Origin of the sequence: Amycolatopsis azurea DSM 43854, assembly GCF_001995215.1 — a bacterium.
GTDB classification, from domain to species: Bacteria; Actinomycetota; Actinomycetes; order Mycobacteriales; family Pseudonocardiaceae; genus Amycolatopsis; species Amycolatopsis azurea.
On the sequence record NZ_MUXN01000016.1, the window covers coordinates 48652 to 64220 of the forward strand.

At 69.2% G+C, this 15569-nt stretch carries 14 protein-coding genes; 8 read left to right on the forward strand and 6 right to left on the reverse strand.

The annotated features are described in order from the left end of the window. Positions 1–17 precede the first annotated feature (17 nt). A complete protein-coding gene (locus B0293_RS21315) occupies positions 18–806 on the forward strand; it encodes a transglutaminase-like domain-containing protein (protein WP_005164399.1) in 789 nt (262 codons plus the stop codon). Positions 807–854: 48 nt separating this feature from the next. Next, on the forward strand, positions 855–1877 hold the full coding sequence (locus tag B0293_RS21320; RefSeq protein WP_005164405.1) for a YhjD/YihY/BrkB family envelope integrity protein: 1023 nt from the start codon (positions 855–857) through the stop codon (positions 1875–1877). Here B0293_RS21320 and B0293_RS21325 read toward each other — a convergent pair. Genes B0293_RS21325 through B0293_RS21335 form a run of 3 tightly spaced genes read right to left on the reverse strand, consistent with a single transcriptional unit; the run spans position 1874 to position 5122 of the window. After that, entirely contained in the window at positions 1874–3034 is a 1161-nt protein-coding gene (locus tag B0293_RS21325; protein ID WP_005164407.1) for a thiolase domain-containing protein, read from the reverse strand. The two genes, B0293_RS21320 and B0293_RS21325, sit on opposite strands and share 4 nt — an antisense overlap. Then, positions 3031–4086, reverse strand: a complete 1056-nt coding sequence (locus B0293_RS21330) for a thiolase domain-containing protein (protein ID WP_039919258.1) — start codon at positions 4084–4086, stop codon at positions 3031–3033. Before B0293_RS21330 ends, B0293_RS21325 begins: the two co-directional genes overlap by 4 nt. A 7-nt stretch (positions 4087–4093) precedes the next feature. Continuing rightward, positions 4094–5122, reverse strand: a complete 1029-nt coding sequence (locus B0293_RS21335; RefSeq protein WP_005164411.1) for a Zn-ribbon domain-containing OB-fold protein — start codon at positions 5120–5122, stop codon at positions 4094–4096. Positions 5123–5175: 53 nt separating this feature from the next. Between B0293_RS21335 and B0293_RS21340 the strand changes: the two genes are divergently transcribed. Further along, positions 5176–6735: an acyl-CoA synthetase gene (locus B0293_RS21340; protein WP_005164413.1), complete on the forward strand. Its 1560-nt coding sequence runs from the start codon at positions 5176–5178 to the stop codon at positions 6733–6735. Between the two features lie 68 nt (positions 6736–6803). Here the strand turns inward: B0293_RS21340 and B0293_RS21345 are convergent, their stop codons facing one another. Beyond that, positions 6804–7592, reverse strand: a complete 789-nt coding sequence (locus tag B0293_RS21345; protein ID WP_005164415.1) for a crotonase/enoyl-CoA hydratase family protein — start codon at positions 7590–7592, stop codon at positions 6804–6806. Positions 7593–7650: 58 nt separating this feature from the next. Here B0293_RS21345 and B0293_RS21350 point away from each other — a divergent pair, with 58 nt between their 5' ends. Then, on the forward strand, positions 7651–9267 hold the full coding sequence (locus B0293_RS21350) for an acyl-CoA synthetase (protein ID WP_209437335.1): 1617 nt from the start codon (positions 7651–7653) through the stop codon (positions 9265–9267). A gap of 8 nt (positions 9268–9275) precedes the next feature. Beyond that, positions 9276–10382 carry an NAD(P)H-dependent flavin oxidoreductase gene (locus B0293_RS21355; protein ID WP_005164421.1) on the forward strand — a complete coding sequence of 369 codons (1107 nt, stop codon included), beginning with the start codon at positions 9276–9278 and terminating at the stop codon, positions 10380–10382. Between the two features lie 184 nt (positions 10383–10566). Here the strand turns inward: B0293_RS21355 and B0293_RS21360 are convergent, their stop codons facing one another. Then, positions 10567–11373 (reverse strand): S1 family peptidase, encoded by an 807-nt coding sequence (locus tag B0293_RS21360; protein ID WP_005164424.1) that lies wholly within the window; start codon positions 11371–11373, stop codon positions 10567–10569. A gap of 124 nt (positions 11374–11497) precedes the next feature. Further along, positions 11498–12748: an APC family permease gene (locus B0293_RS21365; protein WP_005164428.1), complete on the reverse strand. Its 1251-nt coding sequence runs from the start codon at positions 12746–12748 to the stop codon at positions 11498–11500. Between the two features lie 72 nt (positions 12749–12820). Here B0293_RS21365 and B0293_RS21370 point away from each other — a divergent pair, with 72 nt between their 5' ends. The 3 genes from B0293_RS21370 to B0293_RS21380 all read left to right on the forward strand — a co-directional run bounded on the left by B0293_RS21370 (position 12821) and on the right by B0293_RS21380 (position 15561). Continuing rightward, entirely contained in the window at positions 12821–13597 is a 777-nt protein-coding gene (locus tag B0293_RS21370; protein ID WP_005164431.1) for a GntR family transcriptional regulator, read from the forward strand. Positions 13598–13780: 183 nt separating this feature from the next. Next, positions 13781–14893, forward strand: coding sequence for a TIGR03364 family FAD-dependent oxidoreductase (locus B0293_RS21375; protein ID WP_005164433.1), 1113 nt, complete (start codon positions 13781–13783; stop codon positions 14891–14893). Further along, a complete protein-coding gene (locus B0293_RS21380) occupies positions 14887–15561 on the forward strand; it encodes a phosphonatase-like hydrolase (protein ID WP_005164435.1) in 675 nt (224 codons plus the stop codon). The genes B0293_RS21375 and B0293_RS21380 overlap by 7 nt, the downstream gene beginning before the upstream one ends. Positions 15562–15569 lie beyond the last annotated feature (8 nt).

The window sequence follows — 15569 nt, forward strand, 5'->3', positions numbered from 1 at the left end:
TGGGGCACCATGAGGCCATGGGTCCCCACGTACAGGTCGACGTCGAAATGTCCTTCCGGGTCACGAAACCCGGCTCCGCCGCGTTCGTGGTCGCGTTCGCGGGCGGGGCGGGCCAGGAGGAGTTCGCTTATCCCGCGCCGCCGCGCCAGGTGGCGTTCGAACACGGGACCCGCGCCCAGGTCGTCGATCTCCCCGAAGGCGAGCACGTCGTGCGGTATCGGGCCCAACGCGCCCTCGGCCCGGTCGAAGCCGGGCGCGTCAGCACGGAAGACCTCATCCGCTACACCAGGCCCAGCCGGTACTGCCCCTCGGACCGGATGGGCGGGCTCGCGCTGTCCCGTTTCGGCGGCCTGCCCGACGCGCGCACCCAGGTCGAGGCGATCGTCCGGCACGTGGGCGAGCACTTGTCCTATGTGGTCGGTGCGGGTTCCCCGGCCGACGACGCCGTGGACACCTACCTGGCCGGGGAAGGGGTTTGCCGCGATTTCGCGCACGTCTGCATCTCGCTGTGCCGCGTGATCGACATCCCCGCCCGGTTCGTCGCGGTCTACGCGCCCGGACTGTCCCCAATGGACTTCCACGCCGTGTTCGAAGCCGCGATCGACGGCCGCTGGTACGTCTTCGACGCGACCGGTCTCGCGCCGAGGCAGAGCCTGAGCCGGATCGCGACCGGGCGGGACGCCGCCGACACCGCGTTCCTCTCCACCCTCGGCTGTGAACTGGACTTTCTCGGCAACACCGTGCTGGCGACGGCCGGCCCGTCGCTGCCGGAGGACGACGGCTCGGAGCTGATCGCGCTCGCCTGATCGCGTGTTGCCCACGAGCCGTGACCTGCCTGAGGTAGACATTGGCGTGTGAGGGAGAAGAAGGCACCGACGAAATGGAAGCGGCTGCGTGCCCGCTACCGCTGGCTGGACCACGTGGCGCGGGCGGTGAACCGCTACATCGAGTACGGCGGGTACCACTACGTCGCGTCGATCACCTACTTCAGCCTGTTCTCGCTGGTGCCCATCCTCATGGTCGCGGTGTCGGTGGCCGGCTTCGTGCTGGCGAGCCAGCCGCAGCTGATCGAGTCGATGCTGAACGCGATCACCGGCACGCTGCCCGGCGGCCTCGGCGACAAGGCGGGGGAGCTGCTCACCGGATTCGTGGAGCAGCGCACCAGTGTCGGGCTCATCGGTCTGATCATCGGGTTGTACTCCGGCTGGAACTGGATGAACTCACTGCGGGACGCGCTCACCGCGCTGTGGGGCCAGAACCGGTCGGACCTGCCGCTGCTGCGCACGATCGCCGCGGACCTGCTCGCGCTGCTCGGCCTCGCGAGCGCGCTGCTGGTCTCCTTCGCCATCACCATTTCCGGGTCCGCGCTCGGCCGGTACCTGCTGGGCCTGGCGGGGGTGGACGACACCGCCTGGGGGCACAACGTGCTGTCGGCGATCTCGATCCCGCTGGCGCTGCTGGCCAACTGGCTCGTGTTCCTCTGGGTGCTCACCCGGCTGCCGCGGAAACCGGTCGGGGTCCGCAGCGCGATGCGCGGCGCGGTCGCGCTGGCGGTGGGCTTCGAACTGCTGAAGCAGGCCGGTGGGATCTACCTGCGCCTGATCGGGAACTCGCCGACCGGGGTCGCGTTCGGCTCCATCATCGGTCTGATCTTCTTCATCTCGCTGGTGGCGCGGATGCTGGTGTTCGTGACGGCTTGGACGGCGACGGCGCGCGACGCCCCGCCGGACCCGGTCAAGCCGCCGCCTCCCGTGGTGGTCCGGCCGGTGGTGGAACAGCCCGACCGGCACGGCCTCAAGCCCGCGCTGGTCGGGGCGGTGACCGGAGTGGTCGCGACCTTGGCCGCGCAACGCCTCCGGCCCCGCCGCCGTCCTTAGCTCGGTTTCGCCGAGCCCACCACCCACATCGAGAAGAACTGCGAACCGCCACCGTAGGCGTGCCCGAGCGCGATCCGGGCGCCGTCGACCTGGTAGTCCCCGGCCCGGCCCATCACCTGTTTGGCCGCTTCGGAGAACCGGAGCATGCCGGACGCGCCGATCGGGTTCGACGACAGCACGCCACCCGACGGGTTGACCGGCAGCCGTCCGCCGAGCGCTGTCTCACCCGCCTCGGTGAGTTTCCAGCCCTTGCCCTCGTCGGTGAATCCCAGGTTCTCCAGCCACATCGGCTCGAACCACGAGAACGGCACGTAGATCTCGGCGGCGTCCACTTCGGACAGTGGATCGGTGATGCCCGCGTCGCGCCACAACGCGGCGGCCGCGTCGCGTCCCGCCTGCGGGTTGACCTGGTCGCGTCCAGCGAACGTCGTCGGTTCGGTGCGCATCGCGGTCGCGTGGATCCACGCCGCGCCACCGGCGACGGCGTCGCCCGCCGCCTCGTTCCCGATCACCATCGCGCACGCGCCGTCCGAGGACGGGCATGTCTCGTCGTAGCGGATCGGGTCCCACAGCATCTGCGACGCCTGCACCGATTCCACCGTGATGTCGGACTGCCGCAGATGCGCGTACGGATTCAGGGCGCCGTTGCGCCGGTCCTTGGCGGCGACGATCGCGCCGACGTGGTCGGGCGCGCCGGACCGCCGGATGTAGGACCGCACGTGCGGCGCGAAATAGCCGCCCGCGCCGGCACCCACCGGCATCTGGAACGGCGGCAGGATCGACAGGCCCCACATCGCGTTCGATTCGGACTGCTTCTCGAAGGCGACCGTCAGGACTCGCTTGTGCACACCGGCTTGCACCAGCGACGCTGCCACGAGCGCGGTCGACCCGCCGACCGAACCCGCGGTGTGCACGCGCAGCAACGGTTTCCCGTTCGCGCCGAGCGAGTCGGCCAGGAACAGTTCGGGCATCATCACGCCCTCGAACAGGTCCGGTGCCTTGCCGAGGACGACGGCGTCGATGTCGTCCCAGCCGGTCTGCGCGTCGAGCATCGCCCGGTCGATGGCCTCCCGGAGCAGTCCGGGCATGGACACGTCGGTGCGCTTGGCCTTGTGGTGGGTCTGGCCCGTTCCCAGTACGGCCGCGAGGTGCTTCACGAGAGGACCTCCAAGGTCGCGACCAGGTTCTGCTGGAGGGCGGGGCCGCTGGTCGCGTGGGCGAGGGTCTTGCGCGCGCTGCCGTCGAGGATGCGGTTCGCCGCCTCGCCGATCCGCGCCAAGCCCGCCGAGAACATCGGATTGCCTGCCAGGACGCCGCCCGAGGGATTGATCCGCACCTGCTCACCGAGGCCCAGCGCCTCGCGCAGGATCAGTTCCTGGTGGGTGAATGGCGCGTGCAGTTCGGCGACCTCGACGCCGTCGAGGTCCAGTGCCCGCCCGGCGGCCACTGTGGACGGTGAGACGGTGAGATCCCGCACGCCGAGCGCGGGGGAGTCGACCCGGTGCTCGATCCCGGTGATCACGGCGGGGCTGTCGACGAGGTCCGCCGCCCGCTCGGCCGACGCGAGCACGAGGACGGCGGCGCCGTCGGTGACAGGCGCGATGTCGTGCGCCCGCAAGGGATCCGCGAAATAGGGTGCGTCCAGGAGTTCGGCGACCTCGACCGGTCCGGAGACCTGGGCGGCGGGATTCCCGGCGGCGTCGGCGCGGCTGCGCGCGGCGACCTCGGCGAGATCCTTCTCCGACCACAGACCCGCTTCGAGCCCCAGCCGCGCCTGGATCCCGGCGACGCTCACCGAATCCGGCCACAGCGGCGCGACGACGTACGGGTCCATCTGCAGGGCCAGCACCCGCCGCAACTGCCCGGCGGAAGACTTGCCGAAGCCGTAGACGAGCGCGGTCTCGACCTCGCCCATCCGGATCTTGAGCCACGCCTCGTAGAGCGCCCAGGCGGCGTCCATCTCGACGTGCGACTCGTGGATCGGCGGGAAGGCGCCGATGGCGTCGACCGCGGCGATGAACGAGAACGCGCGGCCGGCGAGGTAGTCCGAGGAACCCGAGCACCAGAACCTGATGTCCTCTTTGGACAGACCGGTTCGCTCGAAGACCTCGGCGAAGATCGGCACCAGCATTTCCACGCCGTTGGTGGTGCCCGGGGTGCTGCGGACGTTGGGGGCCTGCGCGAAGCCCACGACTGCTACATCTGGCACGGTGTCCTCACAGATGGTGGGCGAAGGATTCGTACGGCGCGTCGGGCTCGCCGGTCGGTTCGAAATGGCCGATGTTCTCCAGCGACGTCCACCATTCGTCCCGTGGCCTCCAGGCGGCGCGCACGCGCATGCCCATCCGGACGTCGGCGGCGTCGCAGCCGAGGACGAGATGGAGGAACGCGATGTCCGCGCCGTCGAGCAGGATGTACGCGGCCACGTACGGCGGTTTGATCTTCTGGCCGAGGAACGGCACGTTCACGATGCAGAACGTGGTGACGATGCCGGTGTCGGGCAGTTCGACCTCGTCGGTGGTCGGCACGCCGTCGGTCGGGCAGGCGCCGCGCGGCGGGATGTAGACCTTCTCGCACGACGGGCAGCGCTGGCCGATCAGCTTTCCCTCGGCGAGCCCGCGCAGGTACCGGCTTTCCTCCGGCGACGCGGAATGCTGATAGCGCAGATGGATCGGCGTGATCACCACGCTGACCGGCGCGTCGTCCTCGCGTTTCGCGGCCGGGGGAGGAGCCTCGGTGGGTTCGGTGTCGGGGCCGTCGGCGGGGACGAAGTAGGCGATGTCCCGGATGTGGCCGACGGTCTCCTCCGCCCACCGGATCCGCACGCGCTGTCCGGTGTGGACCTTCGAAGGATCGCCGGCGTCGACGGCGTGCAGGATCGAGGTGTCGGCGCCGTCGAGTTTGACCAGCGCCCACGCGAACGGCCGCGACAACGGCTGGCCGTCGACCGGTTCGGCGATCCAGGACCAGGAGACGATCTCGCCTTCGGAGGCCACCGGGACGAACTCGGACAGCGCCTCGGCGGTCACGGGATCGTATTCCAGCGGTGGCACATGGACGCGGCCGTCGCTGCCCCGGACGCCTTCGACACGGCGCTCGCGCAGGGCGTTGACGAACCGGCCGAGCACCGGGCCGACCGAACGCGTGTAGTCGAAGCCCACGTTGAGCGGGGCCGACAGCGGGAGTTCAGGTGCGCTCACCGTTTGAGTGAAACATGTTCTCGATTTGACGGCAAGATCGAGCATCTGGGCCCGCCTGGTGGTTGCCCTTGAGTGGAACGCGTTCTAGATTCGCGGGTATGTCGACTGCCACCGGGACCCTTGGGGTCTGGAACATCGCCGCGCAGGAACCGGAGCGGGTCGCGCTCGTCGATCCGGACGGCCGCTCGATCGGTTACGGGGACCTCGCCGCGAAAGCGAACGCGTACGCCCGGGGCCTGCGGGCCCTCGGGCTCGAGGCCGGGGACGTGGTCGTCGTCCTGCAGCCCAACGGCGACGAACTCGTGGCGGCCTACTTCGCCGCCATCCAGTCCGGTCTGTACATCGTCGTGGTCAACTGGCATCTGGTCGGGCCGGAGGTCGCGTACATCCTTGCCGACAGCGGCGCCAAGGCGTTCCTCGCGCACGAACGGTTCGCCGACGTCGCGATCGCCGCCGCCGACGAAGCCGGGATCCCCGAACGCGGGCGGTTCGCCGTCGGCGACGTCGAGGGCTTCCGCCGGATCGAGGAACTCGGGTCCGGTGAGGGCGACGGCCGTCCGGAGGGGCGCACGGCGGGCTCGCCGATGCTCTACACCTCGGGCACCACGGGGCGACCCAAGGGCGTCCGCCGTCCGCTGACCGGCGCCGACCCGGACTCCGTTCCTGCCGCGTCCACCTGGTTCTTCGGCATCTTCGGACTGGCACCGCACGACGGGCACGTGCATCTGTGCGGCTCGCCGCTCTATCACACGGCGGTGCTCAACTTCGTCGCGATTTCCCTGCAACTGGGCCATACCGCGGTGCTGATGGACCGCTGGGACGCCGAGGACATGCTGCGGCTGATCGACCGGCACCGCGTCACGCACAGCCACATGGTCCCGACGCAGTTCCGGCGTCTGCTCGGGCTGCCGGACGACGTCCGCGCCGCCTACGACATGAGTTCCCTGCGCGTGATGATCCACGGCGCCGCGCCGTGCCCGCTGGAGGTCAAACGCCGGATGCTCGACTGGTGGGGCCCGGTCGTCACCGAGTACTACGCGGCCACCGAAGGCGGCGGCACGGCGATCTCGGGGGAGGACTGGCTGAAGAAGCCGGGTTCGGTGGGGCTGCCGTGGCCGGGATCGACGATCAAGATCCTCGACGACGAGGGCGCGGAACTGCCCGCCGGCGAGACCGGCACGGTGTACATGAAGATGGGCGACTCGAAGTTCGAGTACCACAAGGACCGGGCCAAGACGGACAAGGCGCGGGTCGGTGACCTGTTCACCCTCGGCGACGTCGGACACCTCGACGAGGACGGCTACCTCTTCCTGCACGACCGCAAGGCGGACCTGATCATCTCGGGCGGGGTCAACGTCTACCCGGCCGAGATCGAGGGCGAGCTGGTGATGCACCCGAAGATCGCCGACGTCGCGGTGTTCGGCGTCCCGCACGAGGACTGGGGCGAGGCGATCAAGGCCGTCGTCCAGCCCGCGGACGGTGTCGAGCCCTCCGACGAGCTGACCGCGGAGATCCTCGAGTACGCCGCCGCACGCCTGGCGAAGTTCAAGCTCCCGCGTTCCGTCGACTACTTGCCCGAGCTGCCGCGCGACCCGAACGGGAAGCTCTACAAGCGCAAGCTCCGAGACCCGTACTGGGAAGGACACCGCGTCCCCTGACGCATTTCGTCCTCTGAATGCGGTACTTGCGTGTTCAAGGACCGCATTCAGAGGACGAAACGCGGGGGTCAGCGGCCCCGGAAGACGGGCTTGCGCTTCTCGGCGAAGGCGCGCGGGCCTTCCTTCGCGTCTTCGCTCGCGAAGACCTCGATGCCGTACTGGGCGTCGAGCTTGAAGGCTTCCTCCTCGTGCATGCCCTCGGTGTCGCGCATCGTCTTGAGGATCGCCCGGACGGCGAGCGGTCCGTTCGCGGCGATCTTGCCCGCCAGTTCCAGTGCTTTGTCCAGCGCCGTCCCATCCGGGACCACATGTCCGATCAGGCCGATCTCCAGCGCCTCACTCGCCTTGATGTGCCGTCCGGTCAGCAGCAGGTCGGCGGCGACGGTGTACGGGATCTGGCGGGGGAGCCGCACGGCCGAACCGCCCATCGGGAACAGGCTCCACCGCGCCTCGGACACCCCGAATTTCGCGCTCTCACCCGCGACGCGGATATCCGTGCCTTGCAGGATCTCCGTCCCGCCCGCGATCGCCGGGCCTTCGACGGCCGCGATCAACGGCTTCGTCAGCCGTCGTCCCTTCAGCAGGCCCTCGATCTTGCTGGGATCGAACGTGCCCTTCTCGAACGAGTCGGACGGCGAGTTCTTCGACATCGACTTCAGGTCCGCGCCCGCGCAGAACGCGCCGCCGGCCCCGGTGAGGACGCAGCACCGGATGTCGTCGTCCTCGTCGACCCGGTTCCACGCCTCGACCATGATCCCGAGCATCTCGCCGCTGAGCGCGTTGCGTGCCTCGGGCCGGTTCATCGTGACCACGAGGGTGTGTTCGATCTTTTCCACCAGCGCGTGCGGTTCGCCCACTGAAACCTCCCGAAGAGCGGCCATTGCCCAGAACGATAACATGTTCTACTTTGAGGACGTGGCACTCAACATCGCGGATCTACTCGAGCACGCCGTCGACGCCGTGCCGGAGCGCATCGCGGTCGTCTGCGGCGATCGGCGGGTCACCTTCGCCGAACTGGAAGAGCGCGCCAACCGGCTGGCGCACCACCTCGCCGCACACGGCGTGGGACCCGGATCCCACATCGGTGTCTATTCCCGGAACTCGATCGAGGCCCTGGAATCGATGATCGCCGCGTACAAGCTGCGCGCGATCGCGGTCAACGTCAACTACCGGTACGTCCACGGCGAACTGCGGTACCTGTTCGACAACGCCGACCTCGTGGCGCTGGTCCACGAGCGCGCGTATTCGGACAAGGTGGCCGCCGTTCTCCCGGAGGCGCCGAAACTGAAACACGTTGTCGTTGTCGACGACGGAAGCGACGGCGACTACTCGTCTTACCACGGCGTGGATTACGAAGCCGCGCTCGCCGAAGGTTCGCCCGAGCGCGACTTCGCCGAACGCAGCGCCGACGACATCTACATCCTCTACACCGGCGGGACCACCGGCTACCCGAAAGGCGTCTTGTGGCGCCACGAGGACATCTGGCGCGCGCTCGGCGGCGGCATCAACTTCGTCACCGGCGAGTACGTCCCGGACGAATGGACGCTCGCCGAACAGGGCAAGTCGGGCAGTCTCGTCCGGCTCCCGGCCGCGCCGCTGATCCACGGCGCCGCGCAGTGGGCCGCGTTCGGCGCGCTGTTCACCGGCAGCCCGGTCGTGTTCGTCCCGCGGTTCGACGCGCACGACGTCTGGAAAGCCGTGCAGGACAACAAGGTCCAGGTGCTCACCATCGTCGGCGACGCGATGGCGCGGCCGCTGATCGACGCCTATCGCGAGGGCGACTACGACGCGTCGTCGATCGTCGCGGTGTCGAGTCACGCCGCCCTGTTCTCCCAGTCGGTGAAGCAGGAATTCCTGGCGCTGCTGCCGCACGTGGTGATCACCGACGCGATCGGCTCGTCCGAGAGCGGGTTCACCGGGATCGGCATGGTCAGCAAGGACAGCGATCATTCGGCCGGACCGCGGGTCAACTTCGGCAAGGACGCGATCTTGGTGGACGACGACGGCGCGCTCGTCGAGCCGAAGCCGGGGGCGATCGGGCTGATCGCACGACGCGGGCACGTCCCGCTCGGGTACTACAAGGATCCCGCGAAGAGCGAGAAGATCTTCGTCGAGATCGACGGAAAGCGGTACGTCGTCCCGGGTGACTACGCGCGCTACGAAGAAGACCTCACGGTGACGCTGCTCGGGCGGGGATCGCAGTGCGTGAACACCGGCGGCGAGAAGGTGTACCCGGAAGAAGTCGAAGGCGCGCTGAAGTCGCACCCCGACGTCTTCGACGCGCTCGTCATCGGCATCCCCGACGACCGGCTCGGCCAGCGGGTGGCCGCGGTGATCCAGCCGAGGAACGGCAAGGAACTGGACTTCACCGCGCTCGAAGCGCATGTCCGGAGCGAGATCGCCGGATACAAGGTGCCGCGCAGCCTCTGGCTCGCCGACGAGATCGGGCGGTCGCCCAGCGGGAAACCGGACTATCCCTGGGCGGAGCGCTACGCCTCCGAGCACGAGCCCGTCACCATCCAACCGGCGTAAGGAGTTTCATGCGGACGTCTCTGTGTGACCGGCTCGGGATCGACCTGCCGATCGTCGGGTTCACCCCGTCCGAACACGTCGCCGCGGCGATCAGCCGGGCGGGCGGTCTGGGCGTGCTCGGCTGCGTGCGGTTCAACGACGCCGCCGAACTCGACTCCGTCCTGTCCTGGATGGACGAGAACACCGGCGGCAAACCGTACGGCGTCGACATCGTGATGCCCGCGAAGATCCCGGCCGAAGGGACGTCGATCGATCTCGCGAAGCACATCCCGCAGGAGCATCGTGACTTCGTGGAGCGGACGCTGCGCGACCTCGCGGTGCCGCCGCTGCCGGACGACACCGACGAACGCGCGGGAGTGCTGGGCTGGCTGCATTCGGTCGCCCGGTCGCACGTCGAGGTCGCGCTGAAGCACCCGATCCGGTTGATCGCCAACGCCCTGGGTTCACCGCCGGTCGACGTCATCGAGCAGTGTCACGCGAAGGGTGTGCCGGTCGCGGCGCTGGCGGGCAAGGCCGAGCACGCCGTCCGGCACGTCGACAACGGCGTCGACATCGTTGTGGCGCAAGGATACGAGGCGGGCGGGCACACCGGCGAGATCGCGTCGATGGTCTTGCTGCCCGAAGTGGCCGACGCCGTCGGTGACCGCGTTCCGGTGCTCGCCGCCGGCGGGATCGGCTCCGGCAGGCAGGTCGCGGCGGCGCTCGCGCTGGGCGCGTCCGGGGTGTGGATGGGCTCCTTCTGGCTCGCCACCGAGGAATACCTCCAGACCATGGGGGAGTCCGAGGCGATGCAGCGCGCGCTGGTCGCGGCGGGTTCGTCCGACACCGTCCGGACGCGGATCTACACCGGCAAACCGGCGCGGCTGCTCAAGACGCGGTGGACCGAGGCGTGGGCCGCGCCCGACGCGCCCGAGCCACTGCCGATGCCGTTGCAGAACCTGCTGGTTTCCCACGCGCACAACAGGATCCACCACGCGGCGGATCCGAGTGTCGTGTCGATGCCGGTGGGCCAGATCGTCGGGCGGATGGACCGGGTGCGCCCGGTCGCCGACGTGATCGCGGAGCTCGTGTCGGGCTACGAAGAGGCACTGTCGCGTTTGGACAAGACCCGCTGAACGAACGCCGGGTGGGTGCCACCTGGTGATGTGAAAGCCACTTTCGCAACCTTGAATGTTGCGAAAGTGGCTTTCACAACGCGTCGGCGCGCCGGGCTTCCCGGAAACGAAGAAGGTCCCCTCCACCACGTCGTTGTGGTGAAGGGGACCTTCAACGCATGCCGTGCGACCGAAGCGACGAAACCTACAACCCGGCGGCCGCGTTCTTGATCGCGGTCGCGAAGGTGCTCACCTCGGCGTAGACGCCGGGAGCGTGCGCCCGCGCGCAGCCTTCGCCCCAGCTGACGATGCCGACCTGGATCCAGGCGTTGTTGGCGTCGCGACGGAACATCGGGCCGCCCGAGTCACCCTGGCAGGTGTCGACGCCACCGGAGTTGACGTTGCCCGCGCAGATCTCGGCGCTGTCGATCAGGTCGGCGTAGCTGCCGCCCTGCGCCTTGCAGGTCGCGTCGGAGACGAACGGGACGTTCGCCTTGAGCAGGTAACGCTGCTGCGCGCCGCCCTCGGACGCGGCACCCCAGCCGGCGACGGTGAACGTGCCGCTGTTGTAGGCCGTCGTGGTGGCGATCGGCAGTGTCGCGATCCCGGTGACCGGGCTCGCGAGCTTGATCAGGGCCCAGTCACCACCGGTGGAGGTGGGGTAGGTCGGCGACCGGTGCACGTAGGTCGACTTGACCTTCTTGGCCGAGCCGCTCTGCAGGTCCACGACGCCGAGAGTGGCGGTGATGCTGGTGTTGGCTCCGGTCCGCGACACGCAGTGCGCGGCCGTCAGCACGATCTGCGAGGTGTAGAGCGCACCACCGCAGCCCATGGAAAGCCTGACCATCCAAGGGAATTCACCCTGAGCGGCCCGGGTTCCGCCGACCACGTCGGTGGACGGCGGCTGAGCGGCCGCGGCAGGGGGAGCCGTGGCGAGACCCGCCAGGGTTCCGGCCGCCGCGACGGCGATCAGGGTCTTTTTGAGCAGGCTGAACCGACGCTTGATGTCCAAGGGTTCATTCCTTCCGGCTGTCCACAGTGGAGGCAGGGAGACTGACTGCGGCCATCTGACTACAGCAGGTGCGGATACGCCCGGACAACCAACTTTCTTCGGATCTTTCGGCCGATGGTGGTGATTAACGGACGTTCGCAGCGAACTGCCGACGAATGGCGTAGCCCAGAGCGCCCAACGCCAGTACTCCGCAACCGGTGAGCACCGAAACCGCCGGAAGACTGAATGCGAGCACGGCGCACCCGAGCAGGCCGAAAGCAGGGATCACCCGACCTTTGGGCAGGGTCAGCGCGCTGACGTTCGCCACGGCGTAATAGGCGAGCACAGCGAAGGACGAAAAGCCGATCGCGCCGCGAAGGTCGAGAGTGCTCGCGAGGAGGGCGACGACGACACCGACGGCCGTCTCGGCCCGGTGCGGGACCCCGAAGCGAGGGTGTACCGCGGCCAGGAAGCGAGGAAGGTGGCCGTCTCGTGCCATGGCCAGCGTGGTCCGTGAGACACCCAGCACGAGCGCGAGCAACGAGCCCAGCGCGGCGAGGACGGCGCCCACTCGCACCACGGGGGTGAGCCAGGACCAGGACGACCTTTCGACCCCCTCCGCGATCGGGTCCGGGCTGCGGCCCAGCAGCTCCGGACCGAGCTGGTACAGCAGGACGAAGGCGAGGACGGCGTAGACGACGAGCGCCAGCCCGAGGGCGATCGGCACGGCGCGGGGGATGGTGCGCGCCGGATCGCGGACCTCCTCGCCCAGCGTCGCGATCCGCGCGTAGCCCGCGAACGCGAAGAACAGCAGGCCCGCGGCTTCGAGAACGCCGCCGGCGCCAGGGGCGATCAGCGGGCCGGGCGACCCGGACCGCATCGTGCCGCCGAAGAGCATCGCCTCGACGGCCAGCGCCAGGATCGTCAGCGTGATCGACACGATCACCCTGGTCGCGAACGCCGAGCGCTGGACGCCGCGATAGTTCAGCCCGGTCAGCGCCGCCACGACGGCCACCGCGAACACGCTCCGCCACGGCTGCCCGAGCCCGGGCGCGGCGTAGGTGACCACGGTCAGGGTCATGGCCGCGCAGCTGGCCGTCTTGCCGACCACGAAACCCCAGCCGGCCAGATAACCCCAGAACTCGCCCAGCCGTTCCCGGCCGTAGACGTAGGTCCCGCCGGACGCGGGGTACAGCGCGGCCAGCCGGGCCGACGACGTCGCGTTGCAATAGGCGATGACGGCCGCGATGGCGAGCCCGGCGGGCAGCCACGCCCCGGCGGCGCGGGCGGCGGGCGCGAACGCGACGAAGACCCCCGCCCCGATCATCGAGCCGAGCCCGATGAAGACCGCGTCGCGGGTGCCGATCCGCCGAATGAGTGTGCCCTTTTCGTCCACGAGTGTGAGCGTGGCATGAACACTTCGTTCGGGTCAGTACAGGCACGGGGAATTCGCTCTAGGATCTGGATCGTGAAAGCGCGTTCGCCCAGAGTTCATCCGCCCGCCGAGGGCCCGGTCCGGGACGGAATTCCCGAGCACGGCCGCATTCCCCGCTATTACGCGGTCAAAGTCGATCTGCTCGACGTGATCGCCGAATTGGGCCAGGGAGCGGTACTTCCCACAGAAAGGGAACTGTCCGAACGATTCGAGGTTTCCCGCGCGACGGTCCGCCAGGCCGTCGGTGAACTCGTGCTCGAAGGCCGTCTCAGCAGGCGACAGGGGAGCGGCACGTACGTCGCGGGCCCCAAGCTCGTCCAGCCGCTCGCCTTGGTGAGTTACACGGAAGGACTCAGGAGGCAGGGCATTCAACCCGGCCGGAATCTGATCTCACTGGAACGCCGGGAGGCGGGCCCGTCGCTGGGTTCGGAACTGGAAATCGATCCCGACGACGACGTCATCCACATCGAGCGGGTGCTGCTCGCCGACGACGAGCGGGTCGGGCTGGAATCGACCTATCTCACCGCCGCGCGATTCCCGACGCTGATGGATGTGTTCGATCCCACACAGTCGCTCTACGCCTGTTTGCGGGAAAGGCTCGGCGTGGTCTTCGACGGCGCCGAGGAGCGGGTCGAGACCGTGCTCGCCACGCCGCGTGAGGCGCTGCTGATCGGGACGAACCCGGCACTGCCGATGCTGCTGATGCACCGGACCTCCTGGGGCGCCGACGGCGTCCCGTTCGAGCGCGTCCGGTCGCTGTTCCGGGGCGACCGGCTTTCCTTCGAGACCCGCCTGGGCCGCGTGGAGTGACCTCCTCGCGCGTTTAGTCCTCTGGATGCGGTGGTTGCAGGTTCAACGACCGCGAGCAGAGGACGGAACGCGGGGGTAATGTAACGCAAAGATAACAGGTCTGGTCCACATTTCGGGGGTACTTCACCTGGAGTTAGGGCCGGGGTCACGGAGCGTTGGTGCGCGCAGGCGAGCGTCTGCGGTGTGCGAATCCTCATCATCGGCGGCGGAGTGCTCGGCACTCAGCACGCCTGGCAGGCCGTCGAACGCGGCCACGACGTCGTCCAGATCGAACGCGAACCCGAGGCCCGGGGCGCGTCCGTGCGGAACTTCGGGCTGGTCTGGGTCGGTGGCCGCGCCGGCGGCCTCGAACTGGAGACGGCCGCGCGGGCGCGGGTGCTGTGGCAGCGCATCGGCGAACGCGTCGAAGGGATCGGCTTCCGGCCGAACGGCTCCCTCACCGTCGTCCGCACGGAGGCCGAACTCGCCGTCGCCGAGGCCGCGGCCGCGACCACCGAGGACCGCGGTTTCAAGCTGCTCGACGCCGCCGCGACCCGTGAGCTGAACCCGGCCCTGCGCGGCGACTTCCTCGGCGCGCTCTGGTGCGATCGCGACGCCGCCGTCGAACCGCGCGTCGCCCAGCCCGCGCTGCGCGCCGAACTGGCGAAATCCGGCCGCTACACCTGGGTGCCCGGCCGCGAGATCCGCGACCTGACCGATCGTGGCGTCGTCGACGACACCGGCGAGACCCACGAAGGCGACGTCGTCGTGCTGTGCACCGGCGCCTGGACCGGCGGCCTGGTCAAGGAACTCGCCGGGCCGGCCCCGGTCCGCCGGGTGCGGCTGCAGATGGCCCAGACCGAGCCGCTCGGCGAAACCCTCACCACCACGGTCGCCGACGCGGACAGCTTCCGCTACTACCCGGCGTACCGCGGCGAGGCGCTCGACGGGCTCAACGCGGGCCAGCCGCAGGGCGAGATCGCCGCGGTCAACAAGATGCAGCTGCTCATGGTCCAGCGCCTCGACGGCTCGCTGACCATCGGCGACACCCACGAGTACGACGAGCCGTTCTCCTTCGACACCACCGAAGACCCGTACGACCACCTCGCCGAGGTCGCCGGTGCGCTGCTCGGACGGCCGCTCCCGCGGATCGCCCGCCGCTGGGCCGGGGTCTACGCCCAGACCACCGACACCTCCCGGATCGTCCACCGCGCCCGCGTCGCGGACAACGCCTGGCTCGTCACCGGGCCGGGCGGCCGGGGCATGACCTGTTCCCCCGCCATCGCCGAAGACACCGCCGAGGAGCTTTCATGGTGAACACCGAACTCGTCGTCCTGGACATGGCCGGGACCACCGTCGCCGACGACGGCCTGGTGATCCGCGCCTTCACCGAGGCGATCGCCGCCGCCGGAGTGCCCGAAGAGGACAGCCGGTTCGCCGGAATGCTCGACTACGTCGTCGAAACCATGGGCCAGTCCAAGATCGTCGTCTTCCGTGCCCTGCTCGACGGCGACGAAAAGCTGGCCCAGCACGCGAATTCCGCTTTCCAGGACGCCTACGGCAAACTCGTCGCCGACGGCCACTGCGAGCCGATCCCCGGCGCCGAGGACACCATCCAGGAGCTGCGCGCCCAAGGCGTGAAGGTCGCGCTCACCACCGGCTTCGCCGCGAGCACCCAGAACGCCATCCTGGACGCGCTGGGCTGGCACGGCCTCGCCGACGCCGTGTTCGCGCCGGGTGAGGGCGTTCGCGGCCGCCCGTTCCCCGACCTCGTCCTCGCCGCCGCGCTGCGGCTCGAGATCAGCGACGTCCGTCGCATCGCCGTCGCCGGTGACACCCCGTCGGACGTCCAGACCGGGCTTTCCGCCGGTGCGTCGATCGTCGCCGGAGTGCTCACGGGATCGGCGAAGAAACCCGAACTCGACGCCGCCGGCGCCACCCACGTCCTCGAATCCGTCCGCGATCTCCCCGCCCTGCTGTCCTAAAAGGAGCT